Origin of the sequence: Microbacterium gorillae, from assembly GCF_050990725.1 — a bacterium.
Classification (GTDB): domain Bacteria; phylum Actinomycetota; class Actinomycetes; order Actinomycetales; family Microbacteriaceae; genus Microbacterium; species Microbacterium gorillae_A.
Window position 1 is genome coordinate 2,884,952 of the sequence record NZ_CP158844.1, and the last position, 19,874, is coordinate 2,904,825.

Consider the following 19,874-nt stretch of genomic DNA (forward strand, 5'->3'; position numbering starts at 1 on the left):
GGGTGCTGGGCACACTCGCACGCTGGCCTTCCGTGAGCATGTCGGAGATCACCGTCCTGCGGTGATTCGCGCGCCGCCCCTCGAGCCCTGCGTCAGTCGAACGCCCTCCCCGAGCGCTGCACTTCGACCGCTCGCGCGAAGGGCGTGCCATCTTCCACCCATCGGGCAAGGGTCGCGGGATCGAAGGGGTTCTCCGGTTCATTCCACACTGGATCCCCAGTCGGCCTCGAGCCTGCGCGGGCCGGGTCCGTCGGACGCGAGCCGGTCCTCCGGGTTGAGGATGCGACAGGTGTTCAAGGACAAGCAGCCGCACCCGATACACCCCACGAGTTCCTCCTCGAGTCGCTCGAGTTCACGTCGACGCCGTGCCAGCCGTTCGTGCCACCGTTGCGAGATCTTGCGCCAATCACCCTTCCCTGGCATTCGGTTGTCTGGCAGCGCTGCGAAGACCTCCGCGAGCTCTGACAGCGGAATGCCGAAGCGTCGAGCAGCGCTGATCACCCCGATTCGCCGCAGCACATAGCGCGGGTAGCGACGCTGGTTCCCGGATGTACGGATGGATGAGATCAGGCCTTGATCTTCGTAGAAGCGCACGGCGCTGGTGGCAATGCCGGCGCGCCTTGCCACCTCCCCCACCGTGAGCAGGTCGGTTGGAGCGTAGGCCACAGCGCCTCCTTGACTTGAAGTTCACTTTAAGTTTTAAGGTACCACCATGATCTCTCCCCCACCGAACACCGGTCCGGTCACGCCCGCGTCGCCACTCCCTGACAGTCCTGCACCGCAGAGTCCGCCCGATGCCGGCTGGTCGGCTCTCCTCTCGGCGAAGTACCTGTCCGCGCTGATCGTGATGGCCAGCGGCGTCGGCCTCTACGCCATGAACCTCTACTTCACCGCGGCGCTCATGCCGACGGTGATCGGCGAGCTCGGCGGGCAGCAGTATTTCGCGTGGGCTGCCACGGGATACCTCATCACGGCGGTGACCGCGACGATGTGCGTCAGCCGGATGCTCGCCGTTCAGGGCCCGTCCCGTTCGTACATCACCGCTTACCTCCTGTTCGCAGCCGGAACCGCCCTCGGCGCGGCCAGCCCGTCGATGGAGGTCTTCATCGCGGGAAGGGCCGTACAGGGCTTCGGGGCGGGGCTGCTGACGGGGCTCGGCTACGCCGTCATCCGCGGAGTGCTCCCCCCACACCTCTGGACACGCGGCACCGGGCTCGTCTCTGGCATGTTCGGCGTCGGAACCCTGCTCGGGCCGGTGCTCGGCGGACTCTTCGCCGAGGCGCAGGCATGGCGCCCGGCATTCGGTGTGCTTGCCGGGTTGGCCGTCATCCTTGCCCTCGTGACCCTGCGGGCGCTGCCCAAGCGAAAGCCAGAGCCTGGACAGCACCATCGGGCACCGATTCCATCGATCCTCGCGCTCGCGCTGACGGCCGCAGCCCTCAGCCTCAGCTCCACCGTCACCGGAATCGCCGCACCCATCATGATCGGTGCCGGCCTGGTGCTGCTCGTCGCGTTTCTTGTTCTCGATGCGCGCGACGCGAACGGAGTGCTCCCGAGGCTCACCTATCAACGAGGCAACGGGCTGAAGTGGATATATCTGACCGTCGCCGCGCTCTGCGCCGGAGTGATGACCGAGAACTTCATCCCGCTCTTCGGACAACAGCTCGCGCACATGTCTCCCCTTCTGGCGGGACTTCTCGGTGCCGTCCTCTCGTTCGGCTGGGTCGCGTCGCAGTTGTTCAGCGCAAACGCCTCAGCTCGTGGCGCGCGCATCCTCGTCCCGTGTGGCGCGATTCTTCTGACGGCGGGGTTGGCGACATATGGGCTCCTCCTGGCCACCGACGCCTCCCTTCCGATCGTGGTGCTGTGGGCCGCCGCCCTTCTCGTTTCCGGGGTGGGAATCGGGCTCGCGTTCCCCCACCTTTCGGTGGCGGCGATGAGCAGCACCTCCGACGATGCAGAAGGCGCGAAGGCCGCTGCAGCGGTCAGCACCACCCAGCTGATCGCGTTCACTCTCACCTCCGCGCTCGCGGGTAACCTGCTCGCACTGGGTGGTACCAGCGAGGTGGCCTCCGCGCGCTGGCTCACGCTCGGTATCGCCGCCCTCACGCTCATCGGGGTGGTGACGGCGCTCATGGTTGCGGCGCGCAGACGCACCTGAAGCGCTGTACGGCACGATGCCGGCACCAAGCCCTGGAGGCACGGGTGCCGGCATCGCCGCAATGGCGAGCGCCGCGCGCGCCGAGCACCCACTCCCCTGCACGCGTCGCACCGGGCGGTCGTGCGGGCTGATACGATTTCCGCATGGGTTTGATTGAGGTAGACAGAGCCTAGCCACCGAACTGCCGGTGGCTTTCACTCGTGGGCGCTGGGCTCCCGCCAGTGAACGATCGTTTTCCACACATCCGCTTGCGTCCGTCCCGTTCGGGATGTTGACACTCGTGCGGCCCTCACCGGCACGTTCGCATCGCACCGACTTCGGTTCCGAGTGCACGAGCGCGAACGCGCGGTCCCGCCTTTCCATGCGCATCCGTCTTTTTCTCGGCACAGGGCACTGACTCTGCGTCGTCGAAGCCGTCTTGCGCAGCCACCGGCATGACCTCTCGCAGTATCGGCACAGTTCCGTCGTCGGTTGTTCTGCCAGCTCCGCTGGCGTCTGCAACCTGCTGACGAAAGGCACCGCCATGCAACACCGCACGTCCCGTTCCCGTACCCGTCATCGCCGCGCACACGGAAAGATCTCAGCACCGGCGCTGACCACCTGCTCGAATCCCACCTGCCGGAAACCTGTTCCTTCCCACCACGCCTGCCCGAATTGCGGCTTCTATCGCGGCCGTGAAGTCTTGCCCCCGTCTGGCGGCGAGAGATGAGCACCGCACTCACCACGAGAAGCCGATGGATGCGCATCCGGGATCACCTGTCGCATGCCGGCGAGCCGGCCTTCCGCTTCCACCAGCTCATCACGGCATGGCAGGCGTCAACGGCCGAGACGTTCGCCGAGGTCGACGCCCTTCCGAAGCGCCTGCGCGACCAACTCGCGGAGCAGTTCGGCCCGCGACTGCACCCGCTCACGGCGCTGGAAGTCCAACGCGATGAACACGTGGAGAAGGTGCTGTTCTCCTCGGACAGCGGCGCGCGCATCGAGACCGTCGTCTCGCACTACCGGGCCGGCTGGGACTCGATGTGCGTGTCGTCGCAGGCGGGGTGCGGGCTGGGATGCACGTTCTGCGCGACCGGAGCGGTCGGGCTGATCCGCAATCTCAGCGCGGACGAGATCGTCGCGCAGGTGATGCACCCGCGGTGGACCCGCGCCGGACTGGCGCGGCCCGCGAGCGTGGCCTTCATGGGCATGGGCGAGGCGCTCGCCAACCCGCACGTGTTCGATGCGCTGACTCTGCTGACCGACCGAGAGTACGCCGGCATGTCGGCGCGCCGCGTCACGGTGTCCACGGTCGGATTCGCGCCGAGCCTCGAACGCCTCGTGAACCAGCACCCACAGGTGACCATCACGCTTTCGGTGCATTCGCCGTTCTCCACTCAGCGCAGGCAGATCATCCCTCTCGAGGAGCGGTTCCCGCTCGCGCGGAATCTCGACATCCTGGACCGCCACACCGCGGTGAGCCGCCGGAAGGTGTACCTCGCGTACCTGCTCATCGCCGGTGTCAACGACGGCGACGATCACCTCGCGGCGCTAGCCGAGCTGGTCCGCGAACGCTCCCGCCCGGAGCTGTTCCACGTCAGCGTCATCCGATACAACGAAGCAGCTGGAGCCGCTCCCGAGTATCGGGCCCCGTCGTCGAACCGCGTGGACGAGTTCGTGCACGGATTGACCGCGCGCGGCATCCATGCGACAAGGCGGCGCCAACTCGGCTCCGGCATCGACGCGGCCTGCGGTCAACTGCACGCGAAGTACCTCGCGGGACGTGCCCCCGGTGCCGCACCAATCGCCACGCTGATTCCCGTCAGCCCTGCCAGCCGTTGAACGCAGAGCGAGGATAGGAACACGCTGCACGGTCATTCTGTGTGATCTGGCCGCAGCATGGCGAGGGTGCCCTCGTGCTCACCGGCATCGGGGGCACCCTCGCCACGACCACTCAGCCCTTGAGCCCGGAGTGCGCGAGCCCCTCCACGAACTGACGCTGCGCCACGATGAACACGATCAGCATCGGCACCACCGTCATGCTGGCGGCGGCGAGCTGCGTGTTCCACATCTGCCCGCCGTAGGCGTCGGTGAACCGCGTCAGCGACTGGGGCAGCGTGAACAGCTCGGGCGATGTGAGGTACACGGTCGGCTCGAGGTAGAGGTTCCAGGACGCCAGGAATGTCAGGATCGCGACCGCGGACAGCGCGGGCTTGGACAGCGGGATGCAGATGCGCCACCAGATCGCCGGACGACCGAGGCCATCGATGCGCGCGGCCTCCTCCAGCTCCACGGGCAAGGAGAGGAAGAACTGCCGCATGATGAAGGTCGCAAGCACGCACGGGGCCGCGAGCGCGGTCACCAGGATCAGCGGCCAGTGGGTGTTGATCATCCCCCACTGCTTGAACATCTGGAACAGCGGCACGATCGTCACCTCCCCCGGCACCAGCAGCCCGACCAGCACGACCAGGAACAGCAGGTTCGCGCCGCGGAAGCGGATGCGGGCGAACGCATAGCCGGCGAGGCTCGACACGACCATCACGATCACCGTCACGACCACCGCGATGTACACGCTGTTGAAGTACTGCCGCGCGAACGGCTGGAAGGTGAACGCCTCGACGTACGCGGCGATCGTCGGATTCTCCGCTAAGAGCGCGGGTGGCGACCGGAAGATCTCGGCGAGCGGCTTGAACGACGACGTGATCATCCAGATCGTCGGCACGGCGAACGGCACGGCGAGGACCAGCAGCGCGGCGATCAGGATCACCTGACGGATGCCGCGGTTCCTCGGCACGCGCCGGCTCTCAGTCTTCATAGAACACCCACTTCCGGCGCAGCTGCCACTGCAGCAGGGTCAGCAGCATCACGAAGGTCAGCAGCATGAGGGCCAGGGTCGAGCCGTAGCCGATGTCGTTGAACTCGAACGCCTGCTGGAACACGTAGTAGACGAGGACCGTGGTGGACAGCCCGGGCCCGCCGCCCGTGAGCACGGCGACGTTGGCGAACGCCTGCAGCGCGCCGACGATCGTGATGACGGCGGTGAGCATCAGCGTCGGCGAGATCAGCGGCAGCGTGATGCGGAAGAAGATCCGCCCAGACCCCGCACCGTCGATGCGCGCCGCCTCGTACAGCTCAGACGGCACACCCTGCAGCGCGGCGAGGAAGAGCACCATGTTCACGCCGACGCTGCGGATGACCTGCGTCACGATGACGGAGGCCATCGCGGTGTCGCCGGAGAGCAGCCAGTTGGGTCCGTCGATGCCGAAGACACCGAGCAGGGCGTTGATGCCGCCGTTGTCCTGCAGGAGGAATCCCCACACGAGCGTCCACGCGACCACCGACACCACGACCGGCGAGAAGAAAACCGTGCGGAAGAAGGTCACGCCACGGAAGCGCCGGTTCAGAAGCACGGCGAGGCCGAGGCCAAGCGCGAGGTTCAGCACGACGATCCCGAGCGAGAAGATCGCGGTCGCTCCGAGCACGGCCGGGAGCTGCGGGTCGCCGAGGAGGGCGGCGTAGTTGTCGCCTCCGACGAACGTGAGCTCACCGCGGAAGATGTTCCACTCGTTCAGGCTGTACCAGATCCCGAGGCCCACGGGCACGAGCACGAACAGGACCACGCCGATCAGCTGGGGCGCGATGAACAGGTAGCCCGTAAGCTCGTCCCGTCGCCGCATCGTCCAGAACGCGCGACGAGGGACCGGGGGCGCCGGAGCGCCCCCGACCTCGATCGCAGTGTCGACGGCAGTCACTTCGACAGCAGCGGGGTGATGGCGTCGCAGGCCGCGGCGAGCACGGACTTCACGTCGGCATCCGCCGTCCACATCGCATCCAGCGCGGTCTTGCCCGCGGCCTTGATCTCCGCCGGACCCGTGTGGTTCGGAAGGGTGACCGCGTCCGGAAGCTGGTCGACCACCACGGTCTGCAGCTGGTCGGCGGTGAGCTTGGGGTTGTTCTCGGCGAGCTTGTCACCCGTGAGGAGCGACTCGCGGGGCGGCGGGAAGTACTGGGCGAGCTTCTCGGCGTTCTCCGGGTTCGTGAGGAACGCGAGGAAGTCGGTCGCCTCCTGCACGTGCGAGCCGGACGCGAGCACGCCCACTCCGGCCTGCCCGATCACCGAATAGTGTCCCTTCGGGCCCTCCGGAAGCGGGATGACGTCGTACTCGAACGATCCATCGAGCAGCGCGGCCCGCGACACCTGGGCCACGGTGAACGCCGCGTCTCCGGCGAAGAAGTCGGCGGTGGTTCCCGGTCCGGGCATCGACTGATTCACGAAGGCCGCGTCATGCAGGAAGGTGAACGCGTCGACCATCTCGGGACTGTCGAGGGTGCAGGTCTTGCCGTCCTCGCTCCAGGCCGAGGCTCCCCAGCCGGTCCACACCGTGGCGAGCTGGCCCCAGTTGGCGTAGTCGAAGTCGCGGACCACGAAGCCTGCCTTGCCCGTGGTCTGGTGCACGGCGGCGCCGAGTTCGCCGATCTTCTCCCACGTCACGTCGCCGTCGAGCGCGACTCCTGCCTGGGTGAGGAGGTTCTTGTTGACGTAGAGCGCGAACGGGGAGTTGGAGAACGGATACGCATACAGTTCGCCGTCCGCGCTGAACTCGGCCGTGACGCTGTCGAGCAGATCGTCGTAGCCCCAGCCCTTCGTGGCCTGGAGCGGATCCGTGAGCGGGACCAGCGCGTCGGCAGCGATGAGGTCGCGAGACAGATCACCCATCCACGCCAGATCGGGCGCGTTGCCGCCGGCGATCTGAGTGGTGAGCGTGGTGTTGTAGTCGGCGAAGGGCAGGGATTCGTAGGTGATGGTCCCGATCTCCGGGTGGTCGGCCTTGTACGCGTCGGCGATCGCGGTGAACAGCGCGAGCTGGTCCTCGTTCGAGGTCCATACCGACATGCGCAGGTCTACGCTTCCCGGCGCGGCCGTGGTCGCCGCGGGCTCAGGGGCGGATGCTGCGGCGCACCCCGCCAGCGTCAGGCCCAGTGCGGCGACCGCGGCCGCCGCACCCAGCTTCTTTGCTGATGTCATGCTCTATCTCTTCTCTAGTAGCCGATGATCTCGGGCCAGTGGATCTCGATACCCGCCTCGGTGAGACGGGATTGGAATGCGGCGACGAGCTGCTCGTCGCCCGCAACGTCGCGGGGTTCGAGCCCGCGCTCGGCACAGAACGCCGCGAGCTCGCCGGCGGATTCGCCGATGTTCCACTCCACGGGATGCAGCCGGTAGGCGCCGTTCGTGATGTGGGTGGTGCCGATGTTCTTCGCGGCGGGGAGCAGGTTGCGCATCCGCACCGGGATCAGCGCGCCGAGGGGGATCTCGAACGGCGCGCATTCGACGTCGATGTAGTTGTCACCGCCGGTGGAGGGGTGGATGTCGATGCGGTACATGCCGACGCCCACCGTGTCCGCGAACGTGGCGGGTCCGCCGTGTCCGCGCAGGCGCACCGAGATGTCCTGCTCCACGATCGTCCGCCGCGCGACGATGCGGCGGGACTCGCGGATGTACGGCGCCTGGGCGAAGCCGTCCGCCGTCCCCGCGATGTCCGGTCGCAGCCGGAGTCCGGGGAACCCGGTGCCTCCGTCAGGGCGCGGAGCCTCGGTCTGCAGCCAGTACACATAGGACCGGGCGAGCTCCTTCGCTCCGGCGAGGTGCGTTTCTGCGTCGTCGCTGTCGATGATCGACCCGTCGAGGTAGTCGAGCATCGGCCAGTTCGCGATCACGACATCGCTGTCGAGGAAGCCCTCGCGGAAGTTCTCGCGGGCAAGGATGCGACGGAACTCCCACAGGTCGCGGTCCCCCGCGTCCGTGCGCTGATCTGCGGCTTCGTGTCCCTTGAGCGGCGGGTTCACGCGCATGGTGCGGGTCACGGGCTCAAGGGTGCGCGGATCCGGTGCCGTGAACGACAACAGCGGTGCGCCCCAGAACTCCGGCTGCATCGCGCGGAAGTGGTCGTACCCGGCAGGGCGGGCGATCGTGTGGTCGGCGCCCTCCTCGTGGTCAAAGGCGAAGCACCAGGTGATGGCCTGCACGTTCCGCGGGTCGGCGGTCTCGGCGGCGCTCGGCTCGCCGGTGTCGGCACGGGACTCTGCGCCGACCACGTACTCGGTGCCGGTGAGCGGCAGCAGGTCGCCGGTCTCGGTGGCGTCCAGGACGAAGGACGCTGTGATCTCCGTCAGCACCCCGCCGTGGTCGACCGTGACCGAGGTGACGACATCGCCATCGACGGAAGCTGCGACCGGAACGGCCGGCTGCAGCACGATGAGCCGTCCGCTCGCTCGGTGCGGCGCCAGCATGGCGTCGATCACAGCGACCGCGACGCGCGGCTCATGACACAGCCTGCTGACTCGGCCGAGACCGGGGTTGAGCTCGCGGGTCGCGCGGGCTCGATCCGTGAGGGGATAGTTCTCCCGGTAGTAGTCGCGGATGCCGTCGCGCAGTGAGCGGTACGACGCCGTGATCCCGAACTGCTCCACCCAGTACGACTCGTCGGGCGGGACGATCTGCGAGGTCAGCTGTCCGCCGAGCCACGCGTACTGCTCGGTGAGCACGACGCGAATCCCGCGACGCAGAGCGGCAAGCGCCGCGGCCACACCGCCGAGCCCTCCCCCGACGATGAGGACGTCGGTCTCCAGGCGCGTCACCGGCGCACCTCGCGGAGAGTTGCGCCTTCGACGATCTCGCCCGAGAGGAGAACCTGCTTCTGGAGGGCGGCATGCTCGTCCGGCTCGGCGAGCACGATGTCCTGCAACAGAGACAGCGCGCGCGACGCCACGGCCTCGCGGCGCAGGTCGAAGCCGCTGAGCGGTGCGCCGTCGATCGCGTGGCCCGCGACGTCGGCAAGCGCGACGTAGCTGAGGTCGGCATCCGGCGCGGCATCGCGGAGCGCGGCGGCAGCGCCCTCGGCGAGGAACGAGTCCTCCGCGATCACCGCGGTGACGTCGGCGTCGAGCACGCGGCGGGCGATGGCTTCGCGGTCGAGTCCGGTGACGTCGATCGAGGTCACGGCGATGCGCAGACCGGAGGCGGCCTGGGCGATCCCCGATCGACGGTCCGCGGCCGCGGGGGCGATCGTGCCGTGGTGCAGGTAGGCCGCGCGCTCGTGTCCGAGCTCGTCCAGGCGGCGGATGATCCGGCCGGTGAGGGAGAGGTAGTCGATTCCGACGTACGGCACGTCCGGTTCGTCCCGGCGACCGACGGCCACAAACGGGAAGTCCTCGGCGACCAGGCGGGCGAGCTCCGCGCTGTTCATCTGCTGTCCGAGCAGCAGGCATCCGTCGGCGAGCCGGAAGCGGGTGTTCTTGTGGAAGAGGCTGCGCGAGCCGTCGACCAGCGGCGACGCCGTGAAGAACAGCAGGTCGCAGCTCAGGCGCTCGGCGGCGCGCTCGATGCCGTTGAGCAGAGGTCCGTAGAAGTCCATGCTCTCGGCGGACAGTGCCGGCTCGTACGTGAAGATCCCGAGGATCTTGTTGTCGAGTCCGGCAAGGCGACGCGCGGCGGGGTCGGCGACGTACGTGGTCTGCTCGATCGCCCGCAGCACGCGCTGTCGGGTCGCCTCGGGTATGCGGACGTTGGAGTAGTCCTTGTCGTTCAGCACCATCGACACCGTCGCCTGGCTCACTCCGGCGATCTTCGCGATCTCTCGCTGCGTGACTCGCCCGTTCTTGTTCGTCGTCATCGGCCTCTCCTGATAGTTCGGATTATCAGAAATCCGAACACGACCATAACAGACCGGATCGAATGCTTGTCAAGCTCTTGCACCGGAATGGTGAGTCGAGGCATAGTGCTCTGATAATCCCTATCATCATGGAAGGACGATGATGTCCCCTGATCCTCTGCACCTCACCCTGTCCCGTCGTCACTTCCTCGGCGCCGCTCTCGTCGCGGGCGCCCTGGTGGTGCTTCCCCCGAGCGTTGTCACCGCTACTGCCGCCACCGGCGACGTGACGCTCACCGCCGACGGGATCCGCGTGGTCGCGTCCGTCGGCGGGCGCATCGCCGTGTACTCCGGCACGGGCGCCCTGCTGATGGCCGGCTCCCGGTTCCAGACGAAGGACACCGTCTACGGCATCCAGACCTCCACCGGAGGCACGCCGTCGCTTGTCACCTCGAACGGCGAATCCGCGATCCGCATGGACTACACGATGCCCGCAACTGCCGGCGGCGTCGTGGTGAGGGCGCTCATCACTGTCCAGACCGCGCAGGTGCATCTGGAGTGGACCGTTTCGGGATCGAGCACCCTGAACCCCGCCGGCTTCATGTTCAGCCGCGCGGTGAACGCCCCGGTCTCCCCCGACGAGTACATCCCGACGTCGGAGTGGCAGCGCGACGCGACGAACGGCATCCCGTACGAGGTCCCGACCGGGGTCGTGTATCGCTCGTCCTGGGCATCGGGGCACGGGCTCCTGCTGCTCGATTCCTCGCGCAAGGCATGGACGACGGCCACCTGGGTGCATGCTCCCGGCACCCAGGTCGATCCGACGACGGCGGTGACCCGGGCGAGCCTGGTGCTGACCGAAGCTCGCCCGGCTTCGGGCGCCGCCATCGGACGCGGAGACGGCATCGCGGTGGAGCTTTCCACCGCGCGCCCGTACAACGTGTGGGATGCGGCGGGAGATGCCACGGCATCGGTCACCGTCACGAACGCCGGCACCGCCACCGAGACCTACACGGTGAGCTGGTGGGCGCGCAGTGATCAGGGCGCGATGGTCGCCTCGGGGACGACGCCGCTCACGATCCCCGCGCTGTCGACAGCCGACACGACGATCACCGTCCCGCTGGATGCCCAGGGCATGATGCTGGTCGAGGCCACGGCGACGGCGGCTTCCGGAGACGCAGCGTTCGCCCGCACCACGATGGCGGCGCTCGCCCCGCACACGTACACGGCCGGGTCGGCGAGCATGTTTGGGATCGCGAACTACCCGTGGCTTCTGAACGCCGGCGAGCAGGCCACGCTCGATCTCTGGCAGAAGATCGGAATCCAGTGGGTCCGCATCGCGTACGACGGCGGACCGGGGCTGCCCCCGTCGGCCTACGACGCGCGGGGCATGAACCACAACCTGGAACTGCAGCCCGATGTCACAGCGTCCGATGCGGCCTTGGTGTCCTGGGCATCGTCGAGCTGCACCACGGCGACCGCCGCGGGCGCGTCCTGGTTCGAGATCGGCAACGAGCTCAATCGCCCCTTCAACACCGGCGACGCCGCTCCCGGCTACGTGGAGCGGATCCTCAAGCCGGTGCACGCCGCGCGTGCTGCTCAGGGCGGCACGTTCCAGCTCATGAACAACGGGCTCGCCGGCATGGATCGCCCGTGGATCGAGGCTTTCCACGCCGCTGGCGGCTGGGACCTGGTCGACGGTATCGCCTTCCATCCCGGTCGCGGCAACTTCGCGCCCGACTTCATCCCTTCTGGTGACGGCGGCGAGTGGAGCCCCGGCGCGACGGGGACGTACTGGAACTTCCTCGGCGGGCTGCGGCAGCTGAAGGAGCTCATGGCGGAGTACGGGGAGAAGGAAATCTGGCTGACGGAGGCGTACGCGTGCACGCGACCGAACGCCTGGTGGAACGACACGTATCGGCACGCCGCCGAGAACGTGCTGCTCACCCTCGCACTCGCGAAGGCGGAGGGTGTGAGGGCGGTGTGCTGGTACCAGTTCTTCGACTCGTACACGATCAGCCCGATGGGCGCCGACCCCGAAGACGTCGAGTACCACTTCGGTCTCGTGAACCGGGACCTCGGGCCCAAGCCGTCGCTGCTGGCGTATGCGACCGCCGCCCGCGCGCTCGACCAGGCCGTGTTCGACCGCTGGGTGCATCTGCCCGACGGCACGACTCACGGCCTGCTCTTCACCACGCCCGACGGCCCCCTCGCGATCCTGTGGAACCGCGCTGACGGCTACGTGCTGAACACGACCGGCACGAGGACGGACTGGCGCTTCCCCGCGCCGGAGCTCTGGGAGGACCCGTGGCCGACGAAGCCTTCGGTCTCGTTGCCGGCATCGGGCACCGTTACCGAGACCGACTCGTTCGGCCGTACAACGGAGCACGCCGTGAGTGGTGGACAGGTGCAGCTCACGCTCGACGGGGCGCTGCGGCTGTACCGCGGGCTTGTCTTGGACGGGGAGACGCTTGGGCCGGTGCAGACATCCGGGAGCTCGTCGGTGCAGGCGCAGCGTGTGGATGGGCGGGCGGTGCTTGTGGTGAGTGTGCAGGGGGACGCGGAGCGGGAGAGTGACGTCCGGGTCACCACGCCTTTCGGAGTGGAACGGATTGCACGGTTGGGTGCCGGGGAATCGCGGTCGCTGACATTTGCGGCGGAGGGGCTTGCGATCGCGGCGGGCGAGGTCTCGGTCCGGACGCACGCGCGTGGGTCGGGGAAGCCTCAGACCCGGACGATCGCGTATCCCGCTTTCGACGGGGGTCGTATCGGGTGAGCGCTGTTGGCGGCGGCTGTATCAGGACGTGATGCGTCGCCTCGGCAGCAGAGCTCCCGACGAGGGCGAAGAGGCAGGGCCGTGGCCCGGGCGCATGATGATCGTCATTGCAGAGCTTCCCGGTGCTCGGGCGAGGAAACACCGCTTTGCTCTGCTCGGGCGACCAGTGCCGTGATCACTCCGATCATGTCGAGGTCTCCCCGTCCGGCCGCAGCCGCTTCCTCGTACAGCTCTCGGCTGGCGGTGATCAACGGATGTGCTGATCCGGCCGTGTGCGCGGCGTCTTCGGCCAACCGTGCGTTCTTGAGCACGTCCGCGATCGCCGCCTGAGCCGACATGTCGTCGTCGGTCAGTTTCTGCACCTTTCCGCGGGAAACCACCGATGCCATCGGACCGGCCGCCAACACCTCCCGCAGCACGTCAAGATCGACGCCGCTGCGGGAGGCGAAGTGGAAGGTCTCCGCCAACCCTGTGACCATGGTGATGAGGAAAGTGTTCACTGCCAGCTTCATCGACAGTGCGGCGGGGATCTCTCCGCACCGGAAGACCTGCGCGCACATCGCTGCGACCACCGGCTCCGCCTCAGCGACCGCGCTCGCCTCTCCTGCGAGCATTCCCACCAGTTTCGCCTCGACGGCAGGGCCGCGAGACCCGGAGACAGGCGCCTCGACGTACTGCCCTCCGGCAGCGGCCACCTCTGCTGCGAGCGTGCGAGAGAACTCCGTCGTGAACGTCCCCATCTGAATCACCGTGTGATGTGCCACCAGCCGGGAGAAGCGCTCCGTGCCACGTGCCAGCACGGCGTTGACGCCTGCCTCATCGCGCAGCATGAGGACCACGGTCCTCGTGGCATCGAACACGCCCGCGACATCGGCTGCCGCTCGCGCGCCGGTCGCAACCAGTTCGTTCATGGGATCAGCAGAACGCGCCCAGACGACCACATCGAATCCGGCCCGGACGAGGTTAGTCGCCATCGGAACGCCCATGATCCCGAGGCCGATGAAGCCCACCGTTCTGGAGGTCATTTCTCTTCTCCCTTTCCGCATCGTGTGATCCCCGCTGGACCCAGCCGGTTACGCCGCACGGGCGTGAGCCGCGGAAGCGGTTGGGTCGTGGGCCGGTCGAACTCCCGGCCGGCGTTGCCAGTGCCGCTCGCCGAGCAGCAGGCGAACACCGCCTCTGCGCACGCGTGATTATTGTCGCTCCCAAGGCAGCTGGGCGATTGCCGCGACATACCAAGCACAGAGGGACTAGAACCCGTCGCCAGACGCGACAGAGCCCCGATGAAAGGAAGTTTCATCGGGGCTCTGTCGGGCTGACAGGATTTGAACCTGCGACCCCTTGGAAAATCCGTGGTCAGAACGGATTTTTTCGAGAGCCTTCGATCGTTTTGGGTTCCCTTGTATTGGGGAGGAATCGGGTGATTCGCTTTGGTCCGAGTTTAGCCGGTTGGTGGCAGACCACGGCGGGTGACTCTGATGGATTCTTGATGACCTACGAGACGGGAAGTGTGATACGGCCGCAGGCCTCTTGCCCGTGTCGCCAGATCCTGTCTGTGCGATAGACCCGCCCGCCTGCCCTGAGCACGCGATCACAAAGTCGGCACTTGTTCCAACGCCTCATCGAGCGCGTGAAGCGCGCGCAGCACGATCATCGATCCTGTGAAGACCCGGCTTCCGAAGATGGCATCGTCGTTCTGTGGTTCGACCGATCTCGATACAACCCAGGCCGCTGCCGACTCAATTCCGTTGTCGTCGCTGAACATGTGCGCGGCAACCTCGTTACGGATATCGATGAGGTCTTGCATGAAATCCCGATCATCGGAAACTTCTCGAACCGCCTCTTTGTAGGTCTTCTGGGCTGCGGTCAGCGACTCGAGATCGATGAAGTCAGAGAACAAGCCCATCTGCTGACGCGCCGTCCTTTGGAGCTCACCCAGCGCCTTGAACACCCCCGTGATGCTCTCTCGAAGCACCAGCGCGAGTAACTTCTCGTTCGTCACGCGGGCAACGGGCTCCGAGGCCATTGCCCGCATGAGAATCCGCATGTCGAGGTCGATCTGTCCGATGAGAAACTTCATTGCCGCGAATGACCGAACGACCGTCCCTTCGTCGCCGGTCTCAGCCAGACTCACGACGTCTCGAGCCCGGAGCTCGAGCGAGGTCAGCGACAACGGAATCGTGCGATTGAGAGCCGCGACCGAATCTGCATTGGTCGGTGGATGGCTTGGCTGATCACTCATGGCGCCGTGAAACCTATGCCGCTCGACGCCGAAGCTCCGGCGAATGCGGTGCGGGCATCCCACGAACTCCTCTGAAACGATCTTCGTCGCAACCTGGTGGCCGGGAAAGCGGGACAGGCTCCCGGCCCGTAGAAGCTCCATCCTCCCATGAAAGCGTGCTGAACTGGCGTCGGGCATAGTGAAGGGTGGTGTTCGCGTTCGGCTACGGGCCAGGATGGAGTATGCCTGATCCGGAGGAAGTTGCTCACCCGAAGCCAACATTGGCGACGATTCGTGAGCTGTACTCGCATGCGTTCACCTGTGCACAGCCGGAGTGCCCGGAATGGCTCTACCGGCAAGAATCGGGCGTTGCGCGGCCGGTGCTGAACAGTCGGGTCTCGCACATTCATGCGCGGCAGCCGGGCGGACCGCGCTGGAAGCCGGGGATGTCATCGGAAGATAACCGGTCGGTCGAGAACCTGCTCTTGATGTGCATCCCGCACTCGTACGAGATTGATGAGCACGAGGCACGGTTCTCGCCAGAGTTGCTTCAGGAGTGGCGACTTGGCCAGATTCAGGAGTATTTCGACCGCCGTCATGGTTGGCCGATCAACGAGGACGAGGCCGCTGAGGTGTTGGCGGTCTCATTTGACTCTCCGACGATCGCGGCGCCGGTGCTGATGTCGGTCGTCGCGGCTGCAGAGTTATACGCGCTCAGGGCCGTGAGCACCCGACCTGGGCCGGCAGCCGCTGCGGCGGCCTGGCGGAGAACGCGCGCCGACGCGAACGCGATGATGCTCGCGTACGACCACGAGGGTAATCGTGTGTTCGTCGAGCCGTCGAACATGGAGCGGCAGCAGCACGAGCGAGCTGTGATTGCCGCGCTGGATGAGGTGCGGGCGGTGTTGGAGCCGATGTACGAAGACGTCCTGGCGAAGATCGCGACCGCCCGTCACACGTCGGTGCGGTCGGCTCCGTGGTGCGACTGGGTGACACATACTGCCGACGAGCTCCTTGCTGCTGCCTCGACCTGGCCTTGGGAACCGCCGTACGAAGATACTGACCGGCTGGGCGACGCTGCTGCCCAAATGCGTGCCGCGGTCGGCGGGCTCGCCTCATCCCTTCGTGGAGAGAACCCGCCGCCGCCTCCGGCTGCGCCGGAACCGGTTGTCGGCGAGGCGGACGAAGCGCCTGCGGCTCTCGCTGAGGCGATGGCGGCCCACAACGCCCTTCTGGAGCGGGCCCGACCGTGGGCCCGAGTGAAGACAAAGGCATACGACCCCGACCTGCGCTCCGAGCTCGTTGTGGCAGCCGACGAGGTGACGCTGATACCGGAAGTGCTTTCCACCTACGCGTTCGCGTTGAGTGCAGTTGCCAGCCTTGCGGCATCGGTCCCGCGGAACGCCACCGATGAGGAGGTGGCGGCACTCATCGGGGAGGACCGTGCGCGTCGGCCGTTGGTAGTTGCAGCGGCGCTATTGGTGGGGCTCTGGCGAGAGATGAGCGCCGCCGAACGTGGCGACCTGGCCGACCTTGCCCGCGACAGTCTTCTCGAGGAGATCACCGCACAAGACTGGTCGGTCGAGCACGCATGGGTCGGGAACTACGTGCATGGGGCGAAGGTATTCACGCCGTGGTCGCATTGGATGTCAGCTGAGGTGGTGAAGGCTGCGCTTGCGAATGCGCTGGCCGCCGCCCCCGCGCGTCTGGATGATGTCGTGCTCACATGCGCCCCCTGGCTAGAACGTGAGAGCAGGGCCGATGGGTCGCGGCAAGCTGCACGTTCGTACCGTGAACTGCCGCCTTGGTTTCCGACCGAAGCCATCGTCCGTGCCGCTGCGGTCCAGTATCCACACGTGGTCGCCACGACCTCCGACTACGACGACGGCGTTCCCGAAGGAACCCCCGAGGTAGAGCATCACCTGAGCCACATCCTTCGCCTGGCAACCGGACCTACCGCGCAGGCTGGTGACGATAGTTAGGCACGCAGCCCGAGCGACCCGCGCGACCGAGATGAAGGCGCGTCTCCGATGCGTCTCAACGTCAGTTCCGCAATGAGTATGGACATGGCAAGGAGTCCAGTCCGGGCGCTCAGACGCATCGAGACGACAGCGAAAAAGGGTGATAGCGATGGACGGCTGTCTTGACAAGTGGACGGACCCGACACCGCGGGTCGGGCTTCGACGCGAGATCGACGCCATAATCTGGGACATCGACGAGCGTCGCTTCTTGATCCGGGTGAAGGACGGCCGGATGTTTGAAGCTGTCGCGCGTCAGACTTAGTGGCAGGGGTTGTTAGTTGCTGAGGCAACGCCCCTACTGGAAGGTCTAGGAACTATGAGTCGTCCCCCGGTGATCCCGGTGGAGAAGAAGATCCGCATTGTGTTGAGCGTGCTTCAGGGTGAGATCTCGATCGCGGAAGCTGCGCGTCGGGAGAAGGTGTCTGAGCCGGCGATCGGGAACTGGAAGCGCCAGTTCCTCGAGGGCGGGAAGGCGGGGATTGAGACGGGCAAGTCGAAGCCCACGTCCCGCGAGCAGCAGCTCGAGGACGAGGTCGCCGAGCTCACCCGAGCGCTGGGTGAGGCCGCCGTCGAGATCCGGGTGTGGAAGAAGTCAGCTGAGGGCCGGCTGGGCCCTTCGAGGACCTCGAGGTGATCCGCACCGAGGCGGGCATGCCGACCGCGAGGTTCGTGGACTTGATCGGCGTGCCCGAGCGGTCGTATCGGCGGTGGCAGGCCAAGGCCCGTGCCGACCGCCCGCCGAAGGGTCCGTGGCCGCAGCCGGCGCGCACCGCGGTCCGCGACGCGGTCGTCGCTCACGCGAAAGCGCACCCGGCCTGGGGACACCGGAAGGTCTGGGCGGTGACCCGTCACGACGGGTACCCGGTGTCGCAGGCGACCGTGTTGCGGCTACTGCGCGATGAGGGTCTGATCCTGGGCGCGAACTACCAGCGGGAGCGGCGCCGCCTCGCCGAGCGTCGAAAGGCTGCCTTCGCGAAGGAGCCGACGGGCCCGAATCAGGTCTGGCAGCTCGACTTCTCCGAGTACGAGACCACGACCGGCGGCACCTGGCGGATCGCGTCATGCCGGGACTACTGGGCGAAGTATGAGTTCGACGCGCACGTGTCCCCGACCGCGAACATGCACGACGCCGTCGCCGCCGTCGAGCTCGCCCTCGCCGAAGCAGAAGCGCTCCTCGGTCACCCGCTGATCGACGACTGTCAGATCGACGAGGCGACCGGCGAGATCCTCCCGGTCCTGACGATCGTGACCGACAACGGCGGCCCGTTCCGCTCGTTCACGTTCGAAGCGTTCATCGCGACGCGCCCCGAGCTGCGGCACGTCCGCACGCGGGTTCGAACGCCCGGGCAGAACGGATCACGCGAACGCGGGTTCGGGACGATGAAGTACGAGTGGCTGTTCCGAGAAGAGATCGACGACGGCCTCCAGCTCGTCGAGCACGTGAACGCCTACCGGCACGACTACAACCGCGTCCGACCGTACGAAGCGATCGCTTGGAACCGACCCGCTGACGTCAACGCCGGCATCGTCGACCCCACCATCCCCAACTTCGAAACCAAAGAAATCCTGCCAACTCCTTGACGCGGGACACGCTCACGCTCACACGATGCTGGCAATGCCCCACTCGCGACCACGTCCATGCCTGCGTCCCAGTGAGGCTCGGCTAGGGCGTAGCCGCAGAGCTTGGCCGCCGCGTTGCACCCTCGAACTCAGCGCAGGTAGTTCGCATGGTCCCAGTCGAGATCCGGCGCGAATTCGATGTAGACGAGCGTCGCAGTGAGCACCAGGTAACTCAACGCCTCAAGGCCAAGTTGGTGCCAGCCCCGATGCCATTCGTCCATCGCCGAGGCCCGCATCGCGCTGCGCCACAATCCCCCGCTACTGCTTAGATCCAAGCCACGGAAAAACACGAGGACACTCACGTCGTCGGCGATAGCTGCCCTGACGATGCCAGACACGGCTTGGGCCTCCTCTTCATCGAAGGCACGTCGTTCCTGGGCGGAGTCGAGCACGACGTAGACGTCACCGAACGCCTGTTCGGGCGCAGGCTCGTCGCGAACCTCGTCGGGACTGTACCGGTACCCATACTCTGCGAATGCAGGCGACTGCCACAGCAACGTCTGCGCGAGGGCACCGCGAATGACCGTCAGCTCACCGACGCGATCCCGCGAGGCCTCTCGAAAATCATGGACTCCAAGAATCCGAGTCACCATCTCGCCCCATACCTCGGCCGACGGACGCGCGAGCACAGATCTGAGCGGATCAATCCGGTGCCCGAGCGGGCGGCCTCGGAACGCGGGGCCGTCGATACGCATGCTCCGGTGGTCCACTAGCGCCGCCACTCGATCGGGATTCATCACCGCGATAGTCGGTACGTGCACCGTAACGTCGCCGGTGCGGTCGCGCATGGACGCGTAAAACGTCTGCTGCCACTTTTGCTCAACCAGCTCGCGGACGTCGATACCGATGAAGGTGTCGACCGATTCGACGTACACGACAAGGTAGACCGGTTCGGGCGCGGCGAACCAGAACTTAAGATGCTCGACACCCACGGAGACTGCGACATATTCGGCGCTATCGAACACGTCCGCCGACATCGTCGCTGCGTGGACACCTTTGAGCTGGAACCAGACACGACTGGCCAGCGCACGCCAATACGGCCGCTCGTCACCCTTCTTCGTAGTCTTCTCGTCACGCGCGAACAGATGAAGTCCCGTGTCAACACCGGCCCGGTCGCGGCGATATCCGACCATAACGCCACTCTGGCTCAGCAGCGCCTCGAACTTCGGCATGTACCGGTTCTCAAGCTCGTCGTGCTCTCCCATCCCCACCATGCCACTGAGTATGGCAGTGTCGTCCACATACTGCTCGCTGAACGGACAGTGCGTCCTAACTTCCGCGCAGGAGACGTGGACGATCCAATTTTCCTTCGCCGACGACGCCCGCTTGTGGAGACTAGACCGCGGCGACGGCGATATCGCTACATACCCAAACGCGAATTCTCGCATTCAGTACTACTGAGCTCCACCGTCACTGACCCGCCTGGCGTGCCGCCGCGCAGCCG

Annotated in this window: 16 protein-coding genes; 7 read left to right on the forward strand and 9 right to left on the reverse strand. The window is 66.5% G+C overall.

The window, feature by feature from the left end; translation table 11 throughout:
- Positions 1-198: 198 nt before the first annotated feature.
- The gene (gene soxR, locus ABTV68_RS13360) at positions 199-666 is read right to left on the reverse strand and encodes a redox-sensitive transcriptional activator SoxR (RefSeq protein ID WP_433674196.1); all 468 of its coding nucleotides are present in this window, start codon (positions 664-666) and stop codon (positions 199-201) included.
- Positions 667-712: 46 nt separating this feature from the next.
- Between soxR and ABTV68_RS13365 the strand changes: the two genes are divergently transcribed.
- The 3 genes from ABTV68_RS13365 (at position 713) to ABTV68_RS13375 (ending at position 3,982) form a co-directional block, all read left to right on the forward strand.
- Positions 713-2,161 carry an MFS transporter gene (locus ABTV68_RS13365; protein WP_433674197.1) on the forward strand — a complete coding sequence of 483 codons (1,449 nt, stop codon included), beginning with the start codon at positions 713-715 and terminating at the stop codon, positions 2,159-2,161.
- A gap of 523 nt (positions 2,162-2,684) precedes the next feature.
- Positions 2,685-2,870 (forward strand): 50S ribosomal protein L32, encoded by a 186-nt coding sequence (gene rpmF / locus ABTV68_RS13370; RefSeq protein ID WP_433674198.1) that lies wholly within the window; start codon positions 2,685-2,687, stop codon positions 2,868-2,870.
- A gap of 29 nt (positions 2,871-2,899) precedes the next feature.
- Positions 2,900-3,982 (forward strand): radical SAM protein, encoded by a 1,083-nt coding sequence (locus tag ABTV68_RS13375; protein WP_433674199.1) that lies wholly within the window; start codon positions 2,900-2,902, stop codon positions 3,980-3,982.
- A gap of 112 nt (positions 3,983-4,094) precedes the next feature.
- Here ABTV68_RS13375 and ABTV68_RS13380 read toward each other — a convergent pair whose 3' ends face one another.
- From ABTV68_RS13380 to ABTV68_RS13400, 5 genes are read right to left on the reverse strand one after another with little or no spacing between them, the layout of a single operon-like run.
- A complete protein-coding gene (locus ABTV68_RS13380) occupies positions 4,095-4,955 on the reverse strand; it encodes a carbohydrate ABC transporter permease (RefSeq protein ID WP_433674201.1) in 861 nt (286 codons plus the stop codon).
- On the reverse strand, positions 4,945-5,892 hold the full coding sequence (locus tag ABTV68_RS13385) for a carbohydrate ABC transporter permease (protein WP_433674202.1): 948 nt from the start codon (positions 5,890-5,892) through the stop codon (positions 4,945-4,947). Before ABTV68_RS13385 ends, ABTV68_RS13380 begins: the two co-directional genes overlap by 11 nt.
- On the reverse strand, positions 5,889-7,166 hold the full coding sequence (locus ABTV68_RS13390; RefSeq protein WP_433674203.1) for an ABC transporter substrate-binding protein: 1,278 nt from the start codon (positions 7,164-7,166) through the stop codon (positions 5,889-5,891). The genes ABTV68_RS13385 and ABTV68_RS13390 overlap by 4 nt, the downstream gene beginning before the upstream one ends.
- 14 nt (positions 7,167-7,180) lie before the next feature.
- Positions 7,181-8,779 carry an FAD-dependent oxidoreductase gene (locus ABTV68_RS13395; protein WP_433674204.1) on the reverse strand — a complete coding sequence of 533 codons (1,599 nt, stop codon included), beginning with the start codon at positions 8,777-8,779 and terminating at the stop codon, positions 7,181-7,183.
- Positions 8,776-9,813: a LacI family DNA-binding transcriptional regulator gene (locus ABTV68_RS13400; protein WP_433674205.1), complete on the reverse strand. Its 1,038-nt coding sequence runs from the start codon at positions 9,811-9,813 to the stop codon at positions 8,776-8,778. Before ABTV68_RS13400 ends, ABTV68_RS13395 begins: the two co-directional genes overlap by 4 nt.
- A 139-nt stretch (positions 9,814-9,952) precedes the next feature.
- Here ABTV68_RS13400 and ABTV68_RS13405 point away from each other — a divergent pair, with 139 nt between their 5' ends.
- Positions 9,953-12,568 (forward strand): hypothetical protein, encoded by a 2,616-nt coding sequence (locus tag ABTV68_RS13405; RefSeq protein WP_433674206.1) that lies wholly within the window; start codon positions 9,953-9,955, stop codon positions 12,566-12,568.
- Positions 12,569-12,672: 104 nt separating this feature from the next.
- On the opposite strand, the gene ABTV68_RS13410 is transcribed toward ABTV68_RS13405, so the two are convergent.
- Together ABTV68_RS13410 and ABTV68_RS13415 are read right to left on the reverse strand one after the other, a co-directional pair.
- Positions 12,673-13,593: an NAD(P)-dependent oxidoreductase gene (locus tag ABTV68_RS13410; protein WP_433674207.1), complete on the reverse strand. Its 921-nt coding sequence runs from the start codon at positions 13,591-13,593 to the stop codon at positions 12,673-12,675.
- Between the two features lie 566 nt (positions 13,594-14,159).
- Positions 14,160-14,987, reverse strand: coding sequence for a hypothetical protein (locus ABTV68_RS13415; protein ID WP_433674208.1), 828 nt, complete (start codon positions 14,985-14,987; stop codon positions 14,160-14,162).
- A gap of 44 nt (positions 14,988-15,031) precedes the next feature.
- Between ABTV68_RS13415 and ABTV68_RS13420 the strand changes: the two genes are divergently transcribed.
- The 3 genes from ABTV68_RS13420 (at position 15,032) to ABTV68_RS13430 (ending at position 18,391) form a co-directional block, all read left to right on the forward strand.
- Complete coding sequence (locus ABTV68_RS13420; RefSeq protein WP_433674209.1) at positions 15,032-16,771, forward strand: hypothetical protein; 1,740 nt, start codon at positions 15,032-15,034, stop codon at positions 16,769-16,771.
- A 355-nt stretch (positions 16,772-17,126) separates the two neighbouring features.
- Positions 17,127-17,444, forward strand: coding sequence for a transposase (locus ABTV68_RS13425; protein ID WP_433674210.1), 318 nt, complete (start codon positions 17,127-17,129; stop codon positions 17,442-17,444).
- Positions 17,441-18,391, forward strand: coding sequence for a transposase (locus tag ABTV68_RS13430; RefSeq protein ID WP_433674211.1), 951 nt, complete (start codon positions 17,441-17,443; stop codon positions 18,389-18,391). Before ABTV68_RS13425 ends, ABTV68_RS13430 begins: the two co-directional genes overlap by 4 nt.
- 128 nt (positions 18,392-18,519) lie before the next feature.
- Here ABTV68_RS13430 and ABTV68_RS13435 read toward each other — a convergent pair whose 3' ends face one another.
- Entirely contained in the window at positions 18,520-19,671 is a 1,152-nt protein-coding gene (locus ABTV68_RS13435) for a DUF4365 domain-containing protein (protein ID WP_433674212.1), read from the reverse strand.
- Between the last annotated feature and the right edge of the window lie 203 nt (positions 19,672-19,874).

What these genes read in the sequence shown, in the direction of transcription:
- ABTV68_RS13365 (WP_433674197.1), top strand. Translation starts at nt 713, where the DNA reads ATGATCTCTCCCCCACCGAACACCGGTCCGGTCACGCCCGCGTCGCCA.
- rpmF (WP_433674198.1), top strand. Translation starts at nt 2,685, where the DNA reads ATGCAACACCGCACGTCCCGTTCCCGTACCCGTCATCGCCGCGCACAC.
- ABTV68_RS13375 (WP_433674199.1), top strand. Translation starts at nt 2,900, where the DNA reads ATGCGCATCCGGGATCACCTGTCGCATGCCGGCGAGCCGGCCTTCCGC.
- ABTV68_RS13380 (WP_433674201.1), bottom strand. Translation starts at nt 4,955, where the DNA reads ATGAAGACTGAGAGCCGGCGCGTGCCGAGGAACCGCGGCATCCGTCAG.
- ABTV68_RS13390 (WP_433674203.1), bottom strand. Translation starts at nt 7,166, where the DNA reads ATGACATCAGCAAAGAAGCTGGGTGCGGCGGCCGCGGTCGCCGCACTG.
- ABTV68_RS13400 (WP_433674205.1), bottom strand. Translation starts at nt 9,813, where the DNA reads ATGACGACGAACAAGAACGGGCGAGTCACGCAGCGAGAGATCGCGAAG.
- ABTV68_RS13405 (WP_433674206.1), top strand. Translation starts at nt 9,953, where the DNA reads ATGATGTCCCCTGATCCTCTGCACCTCACCCTGTCCCGTCGTCACTTC.
- ABTV68_RS13410 (WP_433674207.1), bottom strand. Translation starts at nt 13,593, where the DNA reads ATGACCTCCAGAACGGTGGGCTTCATCGGCCTCGGGATCATGGGCGTT.
- ABTV68_RS13415 (WP_433674208.1), bottom strand. Translation starts at nt 14,987, where the DNA reads ATGCCCGACGCCAGTTCAGCACGCTTTCATGGGAGGATGGAGCTTCTA.
- ABTV68_RS13420 (WP_433674209.1), top strand. Translation starts at nt 15,032, where the DNA reads ATGCCTGATCCGGAGGAAGTTGCTCACCCGAAGCCAACATTGGCGACG.
- ABTV68_RS13425 (WP_433674210.1), top strand. Translation starts at nt 17,127, where the DNA reads ATGAGTCGTCCCCCGGTGATCCCGGTGGAGAAGAAGATCCGCATTGTG.